This window comes from Microcystis panniformis FACHB-1757 (assembly GCF_001264245.1).
GTDB classification, from domain to species: Bacteria; Cyanobacteriota; Cyanobacteriia; order Cyanobacteriales; family Microcystaceae; genus Microcystis; species Microcystis panniformis.
Map to the genome: position 1 here is coordinate 4,204,778 of NZ_CP011339.1, position 17,659 is coordinate 4,222,436.

General features: G+C 41.4%; 13 protein-coding genes and 2 pseudogenes. 5 read left to right on the forward strand and 10 right to left on the reverse strand.

Going from position 1 to position 17,659, the window contains the following annotated elements; genetic code table 11:
• Window positions 1-34: 34 nt before the first annotated feature.
• The gene (locus tag VL20_RS20125; protein WP_052277579.1) at window positions 35-1,678 is read right to left on the reverse strand and encodes an alpha-keto acid decarboxylase family protein; all 1,644 of its coding nucleotides are present in this window, start codon (window positions 1,676-1,678) and stop codon (window positions 35-37) included.
• 374 nt (window positions 1,679-2,052) lie between these two features.
• Here VL20_RS20125 and dndD point away from each other — a divergent pair, with 374 nt between their 5' ends.
• Together dndD and VL20_RS33870 are read left to right on the forward strand one after the other, a co-directional pair.
• On the forward strand, window positions 2,053-4,038 hold the full coding sequence (gene dndD, locus VL20_RS20130; RefSeq protein ID WP_052277580.1) for a DNA sulfur modification protein DndD: 1,986 nt from the start codon (window positions 2,053-2,055) through the stop codon (window positions 4,036-4,038).
• Window positions 4,039-4,140: 102 nt separating this feature from the next.
• Window positions 4,141-4,255: pseudogene (locus VL20_RS33870) on the forward strand (RNA-guided endonuclease InsQ/TnpB family protein); the annotation flags it as partial.
• 122 nt (window positions 4,256-4,377) lie between these two features.
• Here the strand turns inward: VL20_RS33870 and VL20_RS20135 are convergent.
• Window positions 4,378-5,943 carry a B12-binding domain-containing radical SAM protein gene (locus VL20_RS20135; protein WP_052277581.1) on the reverse strand — a complete coding sequence of 522 codons (1,566 nt, stop codon included), beginning with the start codon at window positions 5,941-5,943 and terminating at the stop codon, window positions 4,378-4,380.
• 896 nt (window positions 5,944-6,839) lie between these two features.
• Here VL20_RS20135 and VL20_RS20140 point away from each other — a divergent pair.
• Window positions 6,840-7,940: an alkene reductase gene (locus VL20_RS20140; RefSeq protein ID WP_052277582.1), complete on the forward strand. Its 1,101-nt coding sequence runs from the start codon at window positions 6,840-6,842 to the stop codon at window positions 7,938-7,940.
• A 511-nt stretch (window positions 7,941-8,451) separates the two neighbouring features.
• Here the strand turns inward: VL20_RS20140 and VL20_RS20145 are convergent.
• Entirely contained in the window at window positions 8,452-9,081 is a 630-nt protein-coding gene (locus VL20_RS20145) for a PEP-CTERM sorting domain-containing protein (RefSeq protein ID WP_052277583.1), read from the reverse strand.
• A 294-nt stretch (window positions 9,082-9,375) separates the two neighbouring features.
• On the opposite strand from VL20_RS20145, the pseudogene VL20_RS20150 reads away from it, so the two are divergent.
• Window positions 9,376-10,146: pseudogene (locus tag VL20_RS20150) on the forward strand (Rpn family recombination-promoting nuclease/putative transposase).
• Window positions 10,147-10,175: 29 nt separating this feature from the next.
• Complete coding sequence (locus VL20_RS20155; RefSeq protein WP_052277584.1) at window positions 10,176-10,424, forward strand: DUF2887 domain-containing protein; 249 nt, start codon at window positions 10,176-10,178, stop codon at window positions 10,422-10,424.
• Here VL20_RS20155 and grrA read toward each other — a convergent pair.
• The 7 genes from grrA to VL20_RS20190 form a co-directional block, all read right to left on the reverse strand.
• The gene (gene grrA / locus VL20_RS20160) at window positions 10,410-10,784 is read right to left on the reverse strand and encodes a GrrA/OscA1 family cyclophane-containing rSAM-modified RiPP (RefSeq protein WP_052277585.1); all 375 of its coding nucleotides are present in this window, start codon (window positions 10,782-10,784) and stop codon (window positions 10,410-10,412) included. The two genes, VL20_RS20155 and grrA, sit on opposite strands and share 15 nt — an antisense overlap.
• 14 nt (window positions 10,785-10,798) lie before the next feature.
• On the reverse strand, window positions 10,799-11,698 hold the full coding sequence (gene grrP / locus VL20_RS20165; RefSeq protein ID WP_052277586.1) for an extracellular substrate binding-like orphan protein GrrP: 900 nt from the start codon (window positions 11,696-11,698) through the stop codon (window positions 10,799-10,801).
• Window positions 11,699-11,786: 88 nt separating this feature from the next.
• A complete protein-coding gene (locus VL20_RS20170) occupies window positions 11,787-12,956 on the reverse strand; it encodes a PQQ-dependent sugar dehydrogenase (RefSeq protein WP_052278525.1) in 1,170 nt (389 codons plus the stop codon).
• 73 nt (window positions 12,957-13,029) lie between these two features.
• Entirely contained in the window at window positions 13,030-13,989 is a 960-nt protein-coding gene (locus VL20_RS20175; protein ID WP_052277587.1) for a NodZ family protein, read from the reverse strand.
• A 24-nt stretch (window positions 13,990-14,013) separates the two neighbouring features.
• On the reverse strand, window positions 14,014-15,078 hold the full coding sequence (locus tag VL20_RS20180) for a glycosyltransferase family protein (RefSeq protein WP_052277588.1): 1,065 nt from the start codon (window positions 15,076-15,078) through the stop codon (window positions 14,014-14,016).
• A 239-nt stretch (window positions 15,079-15,317) separates the two neighbouring features.
• Window positions 15,318-16,100: a DUF3226 domain-containing protein gene (locus VL20_RS20185; protein ID WP_052277589.1), complete on the reverse strand. Its 783-nt coding sequence runs from the start codon at window positions 16,098-16,100 to the stop codon at window positions 15,318-15,320.
• On the reverse strand, window positions 16,097-17,281 hold the full coding sequence (locus VL20_RS20190) for an AAA family ATPase (protein WP_002762438.1): 1,185 nt from the start codon (window positions 17,279-17,281) through the stop codon (window positions 16,097-16,099). The genes VL20_RS20185 and VL20_RS20190 overlap by 4 nt, the downstream gene beginning before the upstream one ends.
• Window positions 17,282-17,659 lie beyond the last annotated feature (378 nt).

The following is a 17,659-nucleotide window of genomic DNA, read 5'->3' on the forward strand; positions in this document are numbered from 1 at the left end:
CTCCACACAGTCAAAACCTAATAGCATAACCAGTCTAGGCATGGGGTGAACGTAAAGCTTGACCTAAACGAGTTAAGCCTTGGGAACAGTCAAAACGATCGAGATGTACTTCAATAAATGATAGGCGATCGATGTTACCCTGGGCAATCGATAAAGCCTTTTCTAATTCCCCTTCTGTCCTGACTTGACAACTCCAACTTTCCCCGTTAAATACTGCTGGTAATTGATGATATTTCCACGGTTGTAGATCATTATAAATATTATCCTGAATTACCCGCTCGATCGTGTAACCATCGTTATTAATTAAAAAGATAATTGGATTGAGATGGTGACGGATAATTGTCGAAAGTTCTTGGGCAGTCATTTGAAAAGCACCATCACCCACAAAGACGATAGGACGAGTATTTGGTGCGGCAAAAGCTACTCCTAAACAGGCGGGAATTGAATAACCAATAGAGAGATAAAATGCTTGACCGATAAAGTCGGTTTTTTGAGGCATTAATAAATCAATTGTGGCAATAATTGCATCCCCCGTATCGGAAATAACAAAAGATTCTTGAGCGATAAAATGATTCATTCGCTCATAAAAACGAGCATTAGTTAATTTTTGCTCTGGCACGGCGATGAATTCTAAATTCTTCAATTCGGCCGCAGGTTTAATCTCTAGTGTAGCCGCTTCTTTGTGACTTAGCTTATTAATTAAACCCTCGATAAAATCCCCTAGGAATACTGGTTGATAGAAGTGATGTTTAATCTTGATCTTCTCGGAATTGGCATTAATCAAATTATTGGGATTTAAATTAGCCGTAAATCCGCCTAAATTCATATCGGACATGATCGCCCCTAAACAGAGGACACAATCGGCATTTTCCACCCGTTGACTAACGTATTCGCGACTTAATGCCCCCACATAAGTGCCGATAAATTGCGGCTGCATTTCCGAAATTGACGACTTACCTAAAATAGTGGTGGCTAAGGGATAACCCGTTACTTCTAAAAGTTTCAGCAACTTATCCTGGAGTTTAAACCGATGGAATTCTACCCCCGCTAAAATAATTGGTTTTTCCGCTTTTTCTAATAAAAAAACCGCTTCTTCAATGGCTTCTTCTAAAGCGGCGGTATCCGTAAGATTATCGGTTAAATAAATTGGATTTTCTGAGGGGATACAGGGACGATAGACCAGATCCCGGGGAATTTCGATATACACGGGACGTTTGTGATGCAAACAAGCTGCTAAAGTTTGATCGATTTGACTGGCAGCTTGGGTGGAATTAGTGAGAATAACCGAGGCAACCGTGGCTTTTTCCATGATCGAAAATTGCAGATTATAATCGCCCGTGGTGTGGTGTAATAATAAATTATCCCGGCGAATCGAGCGATCGGAAGCCCCACTAATCACCACCAAGGGAACTCTTTCAGCGTAAGCACCGACCACAGCATTAACGAGGCTAAATCCCCCGACTCCGTAGGTGACACAGACAGCGCCCATACCTTTGACTCGCGCGTAGGCATCGGCGGCATAACCTGCGTTAAGCTCATTACAGGTGCAAACTAATTCGATCGGACTTTTCAGCAAAACATCCATCAAATCGAGGACATAATCCCCTGGCACCCCAAAAATATGATTAACCCCTAAATTATGGAGACGCTGGCATAAATATTCGCCGATGGTGATCATAGCAATTTTCTCCTGGTGTGTTGGCACTTTCACGCCGATCATAACGATTTTTTCAAAAAATAGGCTCATGCCCAGTAATGAACTAGAAAGTAAAAATCAGCAGACTTTAATTAAGTAGCTGTTTGCAATTAAATAGAAGATAGGTTTTGCACTCGATCCCCCCTGCCCCCCTTAATAAGGGGGGTGCCGACAGGCGGGGGGATCTTAGAGTTTTTTCCGCAGACCCTAATTATATCTAGCGCTGGTGATCAATGCTATAGTATAAAATCTGGGGTTTTTCTCTTGGGTGTAAAAAAATATCTGCGGCACTTTTTCAGGTATAATTTTTACAGGAGATTCCCTAAAACTTTCGACTTAAATAAGGCTGACTGTTAATGATTTTTACTGAATTAGTTTTGCAAAATTTCGGTCCCTACGCCGGTCGTCAAGTGATTAATTTACGTCCCGAAAAAGACAACAATCCCTGTCCGATTATCCTTTTGGGAGGCATGAATGGGGGCGGTAAAACTACTTTAATGGATGCGATTCGTTTGGCTTTGTACGGTGCGCGGGCCAAGTGTTCTACTCGCAATAATTTAAGTTATGCCGAGTTTCTCAGTCAAGCAGTTAATAATCAAGCTTCCCTCATCGATCAAGCTAGAATTGAACTGGCTTTTGAACATCTAGTTAATGAACAATGGCGACAATATCGTATCGTTAGATACTGGACAAAACAGCCCAAAGATGGTAAGGATACCCTCGGTATTTTAGATGAGGATTGGCCCGATCCTGCCTTAGCTAATACTTGGGATGAATATATTGAAACTTTATTACCTTTGGGTATTTCTAACCTCTTTTTATTTGATGGGGAACAGGTAAAAGAATTGGCAGAACAGGATGTACCTCCTGACAGCGTTAAGGATTCGATGCAGACTTTATTAGGGTTAGAATTAGCGGAAAGATTAGCCGTTGATCTCGATATTTTAGCTAGTCGCAAGCGCCGGTTACTAGCAGCAGAAAATGAACTGGCAACTATTGAAGCGATCGAGAAAAAATTAGCCCAGTACCAAGAAGATTTAGAATTGGCTAGGCAAGAGATGGAAACTCAACAAAAAAATTTAGATGTGGTTAGAAATGATTTTGATGCAGTCTCGGATAAATTTCGCATTGATGGCGGCAAAATTGCCGCCGAAAGAAGTCAATTAGAGATCAGAAAAAAGGAGGTAGATAAAAAGTTAGATAACCAGAGGGAATACTTAGGTCAATTAGCGGGAGAATTATTACCATTAAAGTTAATTTTTCCTCTCCTAGAAGCGGCTAAAATTCAGGGAGAAAAAGAGCTACAATTTCAATCAGCTAAGGTCGCTCAATCGGTTTTAGAATCCAGAGATAAAAAGTTACTTGCTTATTTAGAACAACTGAATTTAACTTTAGAACAATTAGAGAATATTAGAGAATTTTTAGAGCAAGAAAATCAGTTTTTAGCTGAGGATAGCGATTCTTTGATTACTCCTTACTTAGATCTAGACGAGGAGGCGATCGAGTTATTAAATCGAGTCTTAACCCATCAATTACCGGCACAAATTAACCTCGCTCATCAAGCAATAGAACAATTAAGAAATCTGGAAGCTGACTTAGATAATTTAGAGCGAGAATTAGCAGTAGCAGCCTCTCCCGAAGAATACGAAACCCTGAGTAATAACTTAAAAACCGCTCAGAAAAAGTATCTAAATGCTCAAGCGGAATACGAGCAAAGCCACAAAAATTATGAGGAAATCAAAAAGAAAATTGAGAAAACTAAAAAAGAATTATTTGCCTACAGTGAGAAAGCTTTAGAATCGCAAAGTAACGAACATATCGTCAACGCTATTGTCAAAGCACAGCAAACTTTAAAAGTATTTAAAGAACGCTTAACTTTAAAAAAATTAAATAGATTAGAGGGAGAAGTGGCGGAATGTTTTCGTTATTTATTGCATAAGTCCGATCTGGTGCAGAAAATAGCGATCGATGCTGATACTTTTGGTCTATCTCTCTTTGGTCCCGATGGACAAAATGTGCCTAAACACCGTCTTTCTGCCGGAGAAAAACAACTATTAGCGATCGCTTTTTTGTGGGGATTAGCGCGAGTCTCCGGACGAGATTTACCCATCGCTATCGATACACCCCTCGGACGTTTAGATTCTTCCCATCGCCATAATTTAGTTGAACGTTATTTTCCCGCCGCTTCCTCTCAAGTCATCCTCCTCTCTACCGATACAGAAATTGGAGAAAATGAGCTACTCTTATTAGAAGAACAGGAAGTAATCGCCAGAAAATACCTGCTAGAATACAATTCCCAACAACGTCAAACCACTATTCACCCCGACCGCTACTTTTGGTAAGATTATGACTGAGATAAATTCCCACGAAATCCTCGCCCAATTAACTTGAGACATCGGGTATTACTTCCAATTTTATCACTCAATCCAAGCCTTTGGGGGGGGGGAGAGTCGGGTCTCTGGGTTCTTAATGGAGACATTGAGAATCTAAGCCGTCTCGTCGAAGCAAGGAATTTCTAACAGCAATGTGGAAAGAATCCCCCGTCACAGCCTAGCTTGACGGTGGGAGTATGTCAACTGACTTGACAGTCAAACAACCCCACTCGCTTTTTGTTGCTCTACTTTGGGGTAGGATTCAAGAGCGCTGTTTAGGGATAAATGACTGTTCCTCGGCGCTATTGTCTAGCTTTTGAGCGTTTTTTCCAGCTGGGCTACCCTTGCTTTCTGTTGCTTCAAATCGGCTAGTTGTTTTAGTAATTGTTCTCTGACTTCATAGCGATAGGCAAAAAAATGCTCACCTATCCCTAGGGTCGCTAGATACTCTTCTAGCAGACGGGGCTTGACCCAGGCAATCACCGCCAGTTGCCACCAGAAACGGAAGCGCGTCGGTCGGACAATCCCCTGCCGCCAGAGCAAGGAACGGAACAATTGCCACTGTTGCCAATCTAATTTACGGTTCGATTTGCCGCGCCATCCCCCCATGATCATAAAATGGTTGAAGGTTCGTTTCAGGTAGTTAACAGGATCGTAGATTTCCCAGAAAGCGTCGATGTATTCTTCGGTAATCTCTTCCACAGGGCGAGTTGGCTCAAAGTTCATCATCGCTCCCTGATGGAAAGTACCCATACCATCCACCAGACGACCTTCCTGTTGCAGGCGATTCCACAGGGCAGTATTTTGCAGTGCCTGGAGCAGGCTAAACTGACCCTGGGGAATACTCGCCTCCATAATAAACTCTTTGATCCGCTCCCCTGCGCCAGGTTTCTCATTGTCAAAACCGATAATGAAGCCAGACATAATCTGCAGCCCCATGCGGGTAATTTTGTGACAGGATTCGATCAGGGATTGGCGGGTGTTTTGAACCTTGTTAATGCCCATTAAGCTATCGGTATCTGGTGTCTCAATCCCCATAAACACCAGCATAAAGCCGGCCTTGACCATTAACTCGATCAGTTCGCTGTCTTCGGCCAGATTAAGGGAAGCTTCCGTAATCAGTTTAAAGGGATACTGGTGTTGTTCCATCCAGGGGATCAACTCCCGCAGAAACACCTTGGCATTCCGCTTATTGCCAATAAAATTGTCATCGACAACAAAAATGTAGCGCCTCCACCCCAGTTGATATAACGTCTCCAACTCAGCCAACATTTGTTCTGGGGTTTTGGTGCGCGGTTTGCGGCCATAGAGGTTGATGATGTCACAAAATTCGCATTGAAAGGGGCAACCGCGAGAAAACTGCACGGTAATCGCCAGATAGGCATCCAGATCTAGTAGATCATAGCGGGCGATCGGTGTCATGGTGACATCGGGTTTCTCACTGGCTCTAAAGACACCACTCGGTTCACCCCGCTCCAGGGCCGCCAGGAACGGCGGGATTGTCAGTTCTCCTTCATCGAGAATCAGGTAATCTGCCCCAGCTTTTTGGGCAACTTCTGGATAGGAGGTGGGGTAAGGCCCGCCCACAGCCACTTTTTTACCCAACTGCAACCCTTTGGCAATCAATTCTTGAAAGTCCTTTTTCTGAATGATCATGGCGGAGATGATTACCAAATCGCACCACTCCCAATCCGAAGCCGTTTCTAATCGGACATTGCGATCAACAAACCGGATTTCCCAATCCGATGGTAACAGGGCTGCCACCGTAATTAAACCCAGGGGCGGATTGGTTGCTCTTAAACCGGCTAGATCTAAAGTCTCTTGATAGGACCAAAAGGAGTTGGGCATCAGCGGCCACAGTAATAGGGCTTTCATTCAGGTGTCTCCAATGAAGAAGCTAGATGCTTTACATACTAGCCACAAAGCCCAAGTCGATCAAGACTTTTTTTTACTCATAAATTAGTTCTAAATAAATTGTGAAAAAATAGCTATTTTTTGGAGATTAGCACAATTAAATGAATGATGCTTGCTAAAAACTCGTGTTTTCCCATTTTTATCAACGCAATCTAGAGGCTGTTTGCCTCTTTTGGGTATTTTTGGGTAGGTTTCCTAAAAAATGCTGATTCTGAAAAACGGCTCTTCTGGTTTCTGTGTGGAAACGAGGTCTATACCGATAGAATATCCGCAAAATAGTCCTAAAAGTTTTGCCCAATAAGCACTTCAGGGTTCCATAAGCAAAAATTATCACACAAAGTCGAGAAGAGCCGAAAAACCCTCTTGAAATTAGCAAGTACCGAATAGTAAGGGTTTCGTTTCAGTCTCTAGGAAGTCTATTTGATCGGTAAAACACCAGTTACTAGACATCTCGACAATGACTATTTCTGGTCAGATAAATATAAGCGTAATTACACTATTTTATACCGAACCATCATGACTCAACTACCAGAAAATATAGTTTCTGTCTTTTGAATTTTGGATGATATAGCGGTTCTCACACCTGTGTGGCACACTTAAACCTTTGCTAATTAAGCTTTTCAATATCGATAATGTACCTCTTGCGAACAGGAAACGCTATAAATAAATTAAATAACTGGTAATTATAGTCAAATTTATGACCAAGATCAATTATAGTCAGCTAATTGACCCGATTAATTCTCCTCCCTTAGCAGAGGAACAATCTCGCAGATAGACAGTCAATCATCCTTGGGTGCGATTGTCTGGTTTTAACTAACTGCGGTAAAATTAACCTAAATTCTCTATCGGCAAATTCGATGACTTCCTTCACTACTTCCCTGGCTCTTTTAAGTCAATTTAAATTGGGAGATTTAAACCTAGAAAATCGTCTTGTGCTTGCCCCCATGACGCGAGCGCGAGCCGGAGAAAAACGTCTTGCTAATGAGATAATGGCCGAGTATTACCGGCAAAGGGCCAGCGCCGGATTAATGATTACAGAAGCGACGGTAATTTCTCCCCAAGCTAACGGTTGGCAAAATACCCCCGGTATCTACACCGATGAACAAGTGCAAGCATGGCAAATGGTGACAAAAATCGCCCAAAGAAAAGGAACACCAATGTTTTGTCAATTGTGGCACTGTGGTCGCGCTTCTCATTCTAGTTTTCAGGAAAATGGCGCTTTACCCGTTGCCCCTTCGGCAATTAAGATTAAGGGGGAGTTGCATACACCCATCGGCAAACAGCCCTACGAGACCCCTAGAGCCTTAGAAACTGAGGAAATCCCCACAATTGTCGACGATTACCGCCAAGCCGCTCAGAGGGCAAAATTAGCGGGGTTTGATGGCATAGAAATTCACGGAGCTAATGGTTATTTAATCGATACTTTTCTACAATCGGCCACTAATCAGCGTCAGGATAAGTACGGTGGCAGTTTGGAAAATCGCTATCGTTTTTTACAGGAAGTAGTCGAGGCAATTTTAACTGTTTTTCCCAGTCATCGGGTGGGGGTGCGTCTGTCTCCCAATGGAGTTTATAATGACATGGGTTCCGAGGATTTTCGAGAAACTTTTCTCTATATTGCCCAAAGATTAAATGAGTACAATTTAGCTTATTTGCATCTGCTAGATGGCTTGGCTTTTGGTTTTCATGAAAAGGGTCAACCGATGCTTTTATCCGAGTTTAGGGCTGTTTTTAATAGTGCATTAATCGGCAATTGTGGTTATACAAAAGAAAATGCTGAAGCCGCTATTCAGTTGGGAGATGCGGATTTAATTGCTTTCGGTCGCCCCTATATCAGTAATCCCGATTTGGTGGAAAGATTCGCCAATAATTGGCCCCTTAATCCCGATGCTGAGATGAAGGATTGGTATTCTTTTGACAAGGAAGGTTATATCGATTTTCCCAGTTATAAACCCTAGTTAAGTAGCTGGTTATAATTAAATTAAAAATGGATTTTAGGTTCGATCCCCCCGCCCCCCTTGATAAGGGGGGTGCCGATAGGCGGGGGTATCTACCCTTATTAAGGGGGGTGCCGATAGGCGGGGGTATCTGACAGTTTTTAATACCTACCTACTTAGGGTTTGCTGAATAAATGTGAAATGTAGGCAAAGTAAGGGTTTTGGGGCTTTTCTTCCGAAACAGGTGCAAGATTTTGAGAGAATCGTCGTTCAAAACCTTGCGTCTTCATCGGCCCGCGTCCTGTAGGGGCGAAGCATTCGGGCAATAACCTATCGGTGAAACCGTAGATTTTCTATCCGAATGCTTCGCCCGTACTTTTTCAGCAGACCCTACTTAGTATTAGATATGTGTAATTAATTGTGTCTAGCTACTTATCCATTATGTGCCAAAATTCAATAAGCGAGAGCGCCTTTTTCCCTAACCAAAAAGGAAGGCTTTTAAACCTTCCTTACCATAGAATTGGTCATTTATTTATTGACGTTTGCGAGCCAATACACCCAGAGAACCCACCGCTAATAAACCTAAAAGGGTGCCTGGTTCTGGGGTTGTCTGTGTCTGGGCAGGTTGAATGGTCCAGTTAGCAGCAACGATATTACCTTCTACATTGGTCAATTGGACCTCGTTGCTGAAACCATTAGTATAGTAAACGCCATTGAACCCATTCACGAACCAGTTGGTGGGTGTTTGTGTAGAATTGGTTGAGACGACATTGACATCATTCAAATCCGACCAGCTAGTAGGAACAGCCGTTAATGTTCCTAAGGCATTGGTGACAAAACTTCCTGTAGAAGTACTCAACCCATCACCCCCATTAGGATTAAAGGTGGTAACGTGGGCCCCATTACCAAAGTTGAAGGTGACACTCACAATGTTGCTGTCGTTCCATGTTTGGTTGAACAGGGAAGTTCCCCCATTGTCAAGCTGAAAGGTAATAACCGCAGTATCACCGGCAGTAACGTTATCGACAAGGGGTAAGAAGTCGACTGCTGCAACAGTATCCGTATAGGTAGCGGTAAAAATGGCGGCATGGGCGGGAATGGCACTGAAAACGGCACAAGTCACCGCCGGAAGGCAAAGGGCTTTTAGCAGTTGATTAGTCATTTTTGATTAATTGACAAGTTAGTTTCATGGCTAAGAATGGGGAAAAATTGTTATTTATACCCCATAAATCATTGCTTAACAGCAATAAGCAGCCTCATTCTACCCCCCCCGAATTTGTCAAGTATTCTCCGTTTTTTATTGATGAATCTGGAAAAAAGCCCATCAGGGAGAGAGTGGAAGGGTTCGCCAAGGAAACATCTTAAATTAATCGGTAATGATTAAGATTGCGCTATTTTAGGGGTTAGGGGGAGCAAAACGTCCTAATCTTAGCGGGTACTGCTATAAAATAAAAGCATGAAAACTGACACGATTTTTTATCAACTCTTTCAATCTTTCCCCTCTATCTTCTTTGAATTAATTCAACTCCCTATCACCGAAGCCAAGGCATGAGCAGAAAACGGGTTTCTCGGAGAAACCCGTTTTCTGTGCGTTACTCAACGGATTTAGTATGAGGTACAATTTCAAGAAGATGAGGCTTTTTATCAGCGCTTTTTCACTGAAATATTCTTATATCTCAGTAAAACCGACTTAACCAATGATTGGCGGGGTGTGATTGTCTATCCTAACCCTCAAGTAGAAACCGATAAAGTTCAACGCTATCGGGAACTCCTCAACTCCGAGCGAGTGAGACGGATTTATCTGAATGAATTAGAAAACACTCCTCAAACTTCGATTGGTTTAGCTACAGTCCAATTAATCACCCTATCTAAGGCAAAAGCGATTGATAGCACCCGAAAATTAATCCAAAGAGTGCGGGAAGAATTAACCCCCGACCAAAAACCGCAAGAACTCTTACAATTAATAGAGACGATTCTTGTTTATAAGTTACCGCTTCTCAATCGTCGGGAGATAGAAACTATGTTTAGTTTAGATGAATTAAAACAGACTCAGTATTTTCAAGATGTGCGCGAGGAAGCGCGTCAGGAAGGTCGTCAGGAAGGCAGACTAAACAAAGCATTAGAGGCGGTCCCTCGTTTGTTAGCCTTAGGGTTAAGCGTTGAGCAAGTCGCATCCGCCTTAGAGTTAGAGGTTAAACAGGTTAGAGCTATACAAAACGGGACATAAAAAATGCGATCGCATTGTAAAATAAAAGCATGAAAACTGACACTATTTTTTATCAACTCTTTCAATCATTCCCCTCTATCTTCTTTGAATTAATTCAACTCCCTATCAGCGAAGCGAATAACTACCGCTTTGACTCAGTGGAAGTCAAACAACTTTCCTTTCGTCTTGATGGAGTCTTTCTGCCTCAAAATAATAACCTGAGATTTCATCGTCAAACCGGGGTTGGGACGAGGATAAAGTTTATCGCCTCACCCAACCTTACCTTACCAACGATTTAAGAAACTGCCACCATTACCCCAGCGCGGTCGGGAATTAAAGAAACCGCCACCGTCAGACCAACCATTGCGCCAGGGCCGCGCATTAACGAAACTACCACCGCGACCATCTCCCCAACCGCCGGCACGACTATTCACCCAACCGCGACCGCGACCATCTCCCCAGCCTAAAGCTTGTAAACTAGGATCGGCAGTATCTTCCGGCAGTTGGTTAACTCGTTCGCGTACAGCGCTGGACAGACGACTTAAACGCGCTTCAATGGGGTTAGCCTCGTCCGAGGCGGCCTGAGCGGTGCTAGTCAGACCGAAAGCAGATAAAGCGAGAAGAAAGCCGACTAAACCAGTTTTATTGCTGATATTCACCTGAATTTATGCTCCTATTTGGCTTCTTGGGGATTAATTTGGGCGTGTTCGATAACTTTGAAGGCAAAAAACCCCTTTAATAATTCTGGGGGGATGGGAACCATGCCTTGACTACCGAACCAGCGATCGATTTGACTAACGGTAGCCGTATCATTGGTGATGTAATCCTGCATCATTTTAACAATGGCATAGTTGACATCATCCAAAAAAGTAGAGTTATTTTCGGGAACCATGCAAGCAATCCCAAAATTAGCTAGAGCTTCTTCGGGGACGATTTCGTAGATTTTAGGGTTATCTCTGAGAATTGTTCCCGCTAAAGAAATGCTATCCCCCGCTATTGCGTCGATTTTACCGGTTTTTAAAGCTTCGATCGCTTCTTCTACGGTGCTGTAGGTAGTAACAATCGTCGCTTGCGGTTGTACTAATTTAATCACATCCACGGCCGCAGAACTGGGAACCAAGGCGATGCGTTTACCGATTAGGGATTGAGGAGTGGAGAGATTGCTTCCTTTTTTGGCTAAAATCCTAATCCCAGAAATGCTGTAACTGATGGAAAAATCGACCACTTTCGCCCTTTCCCAAGTAAAAGCCGTACTACAAGCGATATCGATGTCCCCGCTACGAATGAGATTAATTTTCTCTCCGGGTTGGTTAGCTTCCACCATTTGCAGGGTGACGGGACGACCGAGACGAGTTTCCAGTCGTTTTCTAATTCGTTCCAACACATCCATAGAATAGCCGACTAATTCCCCCTTCTCATTGACGTAGGAGTAGGGAATCGCATCAAAACGGGTTCCTACGGTCAAAAATCCCGTGCGAGCCACTTTTTCCACCACTGTTTCCGCTAAACCTGCGCTGGCGAGGAACATAGGCAATATGCAACCTAGTCCCACTAACTGTAAAATTTTCTTCATAAATCGAGTGCTTACTCCCGTACAAACATAACTATACTAGAAGTCGCTAAAAAATCTTCAAGGTTTCCATAATAATTTCTGTGAACTTTTACAAATTAGATGGCGGTTCAAGGCGAATTAATTGACCGTTACCTTCATCGGTGAGCAGGTATAAAAATCCGTCGGGACTTTGACGCACATCCCGCACCCTCTGACCGATGGGAATCGCTTCTTGATTGATAATTTCACCCGATTTATCCATTTCCAGACGGCGAATATCCCTGGAAACTAAACCACCGGCGAATAAATTTCCCTGCCAATTAGGAAAGCGATTACCAGTATAAAAGACCAATCCCGAAGGAGCGATCGCTGGTGTCCAAATTGTTTTCGGATCGATCAGACCGGGGCGATATCTTTCGCCGGAAACTGGGTTATTAGTGCCGTACTCTTGACTAGCAGAAACCACTGGCCAACCATAATTTTTACCTTTTTCAATTAAATTTAATTCATCCCCTCCTTTTGCTCCGTGTTCGGTTGCCCAGACTCTTTTAGTCATTGGATCAAAGCTGATTCCTTGAATATTCCGATGACCGTAACTCCAAATTTTAGAACCCGCAAAAGGATTATCTTTAGGTAGAGAACCATCGTCATTGATGCGGATAATTTTACCTAAATGACTTTGCAGATTTTGGGACTGTTTTCTAATTAAATCTCCCGCTAATTGTAGGGGAGGATTACCCCCGTCCCCAATCGCTACCAATAAAGTGCCATCCGGTAGCCATAATAACCGCGAACCGAAGTGTTGAGAGCCGGTTTTTGCCTGGGAAACTTCAAAAATAACCCGCACATCTCGCAAACTTGCACCATCATAAACCGCACGAGCGACGCGGGTACGATTAGCCTCCCGGTCTCCGTGAGCATAAGTTAGATAAATCCAGCGATTTTGGGCAAATTGGGGATGAATTGCCACATCGAGCAGTCCTCCTTGTCCGACGGCAAAAACTTCGGGAACTCCAGCGATGGCTTTTGGGTCTAACTTACCCTCTCTAACCACTCTTAAACGACCGGGGCGCTCTGTGATGAGGATTTCCCCGTTAGGTAGCCAAACCATAGCCCAAGGATGCTCTAAACCCTCGATTACGGTCACTTTTTGCCATTGATTGGTCTGGGAATTATTTGCCGAAGTTAATATTTTTGTACCTTGACAACTGGAGATAATTATGGTAAGCAAAACGCTAGATACTAAAGGCGAGAAAATGCGATTGAGAGAATTAAGCATGAGTTGGTAACTTCCCAGGTTTGCCATGGCATAGACATCATTAAGGTGGGTTCGGGTTAATTGCTCGTACAAACTATTTGGCAATACCTCTAATTTTCGCTTTTACTTTTTCAATGAATGAAGAAGAATTCACATCGTGGAGATGTTGTTTCCTCGCTTTACTTAGGATTGATGCCACTAAACCAAAGGAGGACTGAGAAGAAAAAATCAAATCATTACAACTGGCTAACAAATACATATCCATTAATGCTTCTATGCCATTTTGAACGCGATCGGGACATTGATCCCAGTTCTGGTGCATTCTTTCTCCCGATGGTGGAAACCATTTTGGTGTGGTGATAATATTTGGGAATTCCTGTTGAAATTTTTCAACAACTTCTTGAGAATCTGTGGATAAGAAAATGCTGTTAAATTTATTGTTTTTGTTGATTTTTTTAGTAGTACTAATTAGCTTATCTAAAGGAATCTTCATGTCTGTATATCTGACATGAACGCCTAGGGTGTTCACTCCAAAGTGAGATGATTTGAAATCTTCGATAGACTGAACAATTTCAGGTTTCAGGCTTAGATGAGAGTTTAATACCTGTTTGATAATAGTACGATCATCCATTTTTGCCAAGTAATCGAACTTCCCATGAAAAAGTTGTCTCATCTGGTTGATTTTATGAGTATAGGCACAGAAAACCAGAATCTCACTCTCATAATTTGTTCTAGATAATTCAACCGACATAGATTGATCCGAAATCCTTAAATCTTTTCTTAGTCCACCAAAAGATTGATCTAACTTATCAATCCATATCTCAGGATAGACAGACTTGGTATCAGGTATAGATTCTACTGAAACGGTCTTTGGACAGTTAAAAAATAGAGGGAAGGAGTTGATATCGTCATGACAATAAGTATTATCCCGCCAATCAATAACTAACTGGCGATTACTAATTTCACTATAGATTATTGCACCGCAGGCGGCCAGAATTCGGTTTCCCATGCCAGAGGAACCTTTACAAATCAGAAACTTTCTAGAGCTATTCATATTTTTTATTGAGTATCTACTAAACTATAAACCTAGACGACGGCGAGTTCTTTTGAAACTAAGGGGGGAGTGAGCTATAAATAGCTTCACAAATTCTAGGCGACTTTGAAGGTCACGATATTTTTTTAGGTAGCAAAATAGTGCTTCTAAATTAATATAAATACCCTTTCGATACAGGTAATGCGCTAATTCTACCCCACTAATCTCATTTTTTAATAGGTCAATTAACTCAAGACTGGTAGGTAAGCTATTGGGGCGGAATGAGGAACTATAGGCAGAGTTTACCCATGATGCTTCTTTCCCTTTATAGGTTTTAGATTCTGGGTGTCCAAAACCAATATTATAGATCAAAGAAGTTTTGGGAATGAGATGAACCCGATTTTGATACAAAGATGCAAGAGTAAGAGTAATAACCCAGTCAGTTTGCTCATTTCTCTCTAGCCAGAACTGGTTTATTATAGTCATTTTTGTTTGCACGGTGGCGGGTATATTATAGAATTTTCCAAAAGGATTATATTGTTTTGGCTGATTGATGAGAGCGATATCATTCCAGCGATCGGCCCAGATACCGAATCCCCAAGAAAAAACTCTATGAGAGAGAGCAAAATCCTCTTCGATCAAATGATATGCTTGTTCTGGAAAGGCTGCATATCCGCTAATCGAAAAGATTTTTTTATGTTCACGGTATGCCTCTAATAGACGGCACATACTATCATAAAAATATGGATTGGGAAAGTTATCATCTTCCAAGTAAACAACAGATTCATAAGTGGATAGTACTTCTGTCAAGGACAAAATGACATTTTGATCACAGCCCAAATTTTGTGGTCTTAACCTTATATCTACTGGAATTTTACTAGAGAACTCTTGCAGTAAAGCAATTGTTTGATCGATCAGGGGTAGATCCCGTTCACTTCTTGCCCCATCCACATAGGCAATGATCTGACGAGGAAATAGAGTCTGTTGGGTTAAACCCTTTAAAACTTCCTTGAGTAGATCGGGACGAGTAAAAACTATTAAAATAACTGGCGGCAAAGAACTAGGTAAAGGCACCTCATCAAGAGACATTGGTAAATTTGTTAAATTCATAGACTACCGCAAAACAAAATTTTTAACATCTGTACAAATCACGCCCTATATATTAACACCTTAATTTGAGTTTGTCAAGCTTAATTACACTTCGATAACTCCCAGCTAGAATTGTTTGACCTTAACTTGAGAGAAAACTTTTATTATAATGTTCGGATATACTGTCTCCTTTGCCTGACCACTTATTAACCATAACTTCCTAGTTGGTAACTCTCCAAGTTTTCAGCAGATCAATATAATTATATTGACTCCATTTTGAGGAGTTGTTTTAGAAAATTTAAGAGATTTTGTAGTGATGGTATTTGCGTTAAAGTTTGCTCGCTAATCCACCGATCATCAGAAATAGTTGCGGTGTTGGTTTTTCCCGGTTTAAGAATACTAGCAATGGCGGCAATAGTGGCTTTTTCTTTATCAAAAGGTTTCCAGCCAATTTGACTAATTTCCTCCTCAGAAAACTGTTGAATATATGCTTTTGCCCTCTTCATATATTCAGGATAGGCGATTTTTCCACAATCACAAAGTAGGGTATCTAAGACACCTTGATCAACATTATTAGGCAGTATGTATAATCCGACTCTTGGTTTATTTTCTTGAATAGTTCCCGTGGCAGCTACTACCCTGGGAAAGTCGGGAAAATATTCCCGAAAACCCTGATGATATTTACGAGCAACTTCTGCCGGGTTATCTTTATCCGCATCGGCAATAACGGCAAAAGCTGATAATTCATTGTTATAATCCATATCGGCAAGTTTATTGGTTAAATTTTTAATTAATTCACTGCCACCCCCGGCATAAATTGCCACGGATAAAGTCTCAGTATAAAGAATAGATGGCATATCGAGTCTGATGTAAAGTTTTCCAGTTTTAAGAGGAGGATATTTCGGAATAAATTTTTTCCAAATTGGCTCTAGATTTGAGAGTTCTTCACATTTAGAAAACCCCAGCAGTTTACACATAACTTTCACCAGAAAAGCTTGATCATGATTACCCTCCACTCCAATCAATATATGTTCTCGACTCACCAACGAACCTCCTGTCCTAAGTCTTCTCGTAAGCTTTTTAATCGAGTCCAATCATGTCTAACTACTCTAGTATAATTTTCCTTTGGTTCGAGACGATAAAGCACCAAATCTGATTCTCGTTCAGTAACTTCTAACAGAGCATCAACAGCTTCTAGACTGTGGGTAGTAGCAAACAGTTGTACATTCATTTTTTGACACCATTTAACTAACCAATTAAAAGAACTTTGCAGTGCCTCTGTATGAATAGCTGATTCTAATTCATCAATGAATAAAATTCCACCTTTAACACTGGCAAGTTTGAGGGCAATATGAAGTAAGCGACGCACCCCGTCACCAAAGGTACTAACGGGTACAAGTCCCAATTTTTCGTGTTGAATATAAATGTTAAATCTGGAAGATAAAGAATGAGGAGGTAAGAGAATTTCTAAATCAGAAATATTACTGTCCATTTGACGTAGTAAATCGATAACATCTGTTTTAAAATTGGCAAATCTCACTTCTGAAAGTAACCGAAATTGACCAATATCAGAACGATGAGAAGCGGGACTAACCAGAGAAGTTAGTAAGCTAGGTTCTTTTTTTCCCGATAGTCTAGAGAGAGGGCTATTTTCCCAAAGTTGATAGTTTTCTTTCAGGGGATTTTGGGGATAATTAATTAAACTTATTAATTGTTCTTGAGCCAGAAATACTGTTATCGATAAATTTATACCTTTTCTTGTTTCCCATAAATCTTCATTATTATCGATTAAATCTTCGTTTTCTTCGCTAATTATCTCATTAGGATGAAGCTTGTCTTCGGGATTGTCAATTAAAATAATTCCTTCGAGTTCTTCATAAATTGCCTCAATTTTCTGAACTTTAAAGGAGCCATTTCCTGTGATTGATATAACCCCGTGATTAAGTTTTTCTTGCTCAATCATTGCATCGTGGGTAAATAACCACTGTAGGGAATCTAGATAAGGAGTCCGAGAAACTCTGTACTCTTGTTCTCTTTGTCTAGCAGTATTTAGCCAAACTTTTAGATCTAAGGGATGACAGTAAATAGATAACGCTTCGAGAACGCTGGTTTTTCCCGAATTATTAATTCCCACAAGCAGGTTAATCTGTCCGAGATTCTTTAGCTCAAGCTCTCGCAGTCCTCTAAACTGGTGAATGGTAATGTTTTCTAGGCTTTTAGTCATAAACTTAGTTTAGCTGAAAAGGGTGACAAAAAACTAAGTTATCTCCTCAAATGTATTGAAGTTTTAATTTAATCAACTTCTGGTTCTTCGTTACTTAGTATGGTTCGATAGGGGGGCATAAATCGACTAAATCCTTATCTGGCAAGAGACTTAATTGATTAGTTCGCTCTAGATCAAAAATAATTGACAAAAATCGCCAAATGCCTTTCTATATAAGGGTTCCATCCCTTATAACCCCCGTCCATTGCATAACAAAAACCGAAGAACCCAACTTCTTCGGGTACAGTCAGGATTATTGCCTCAATCAATTCAGGTGTTTATTCGGTGTAAATATGAATAAATTCGATAAAATCAGTTAATTATGCGGAAATATCTCCG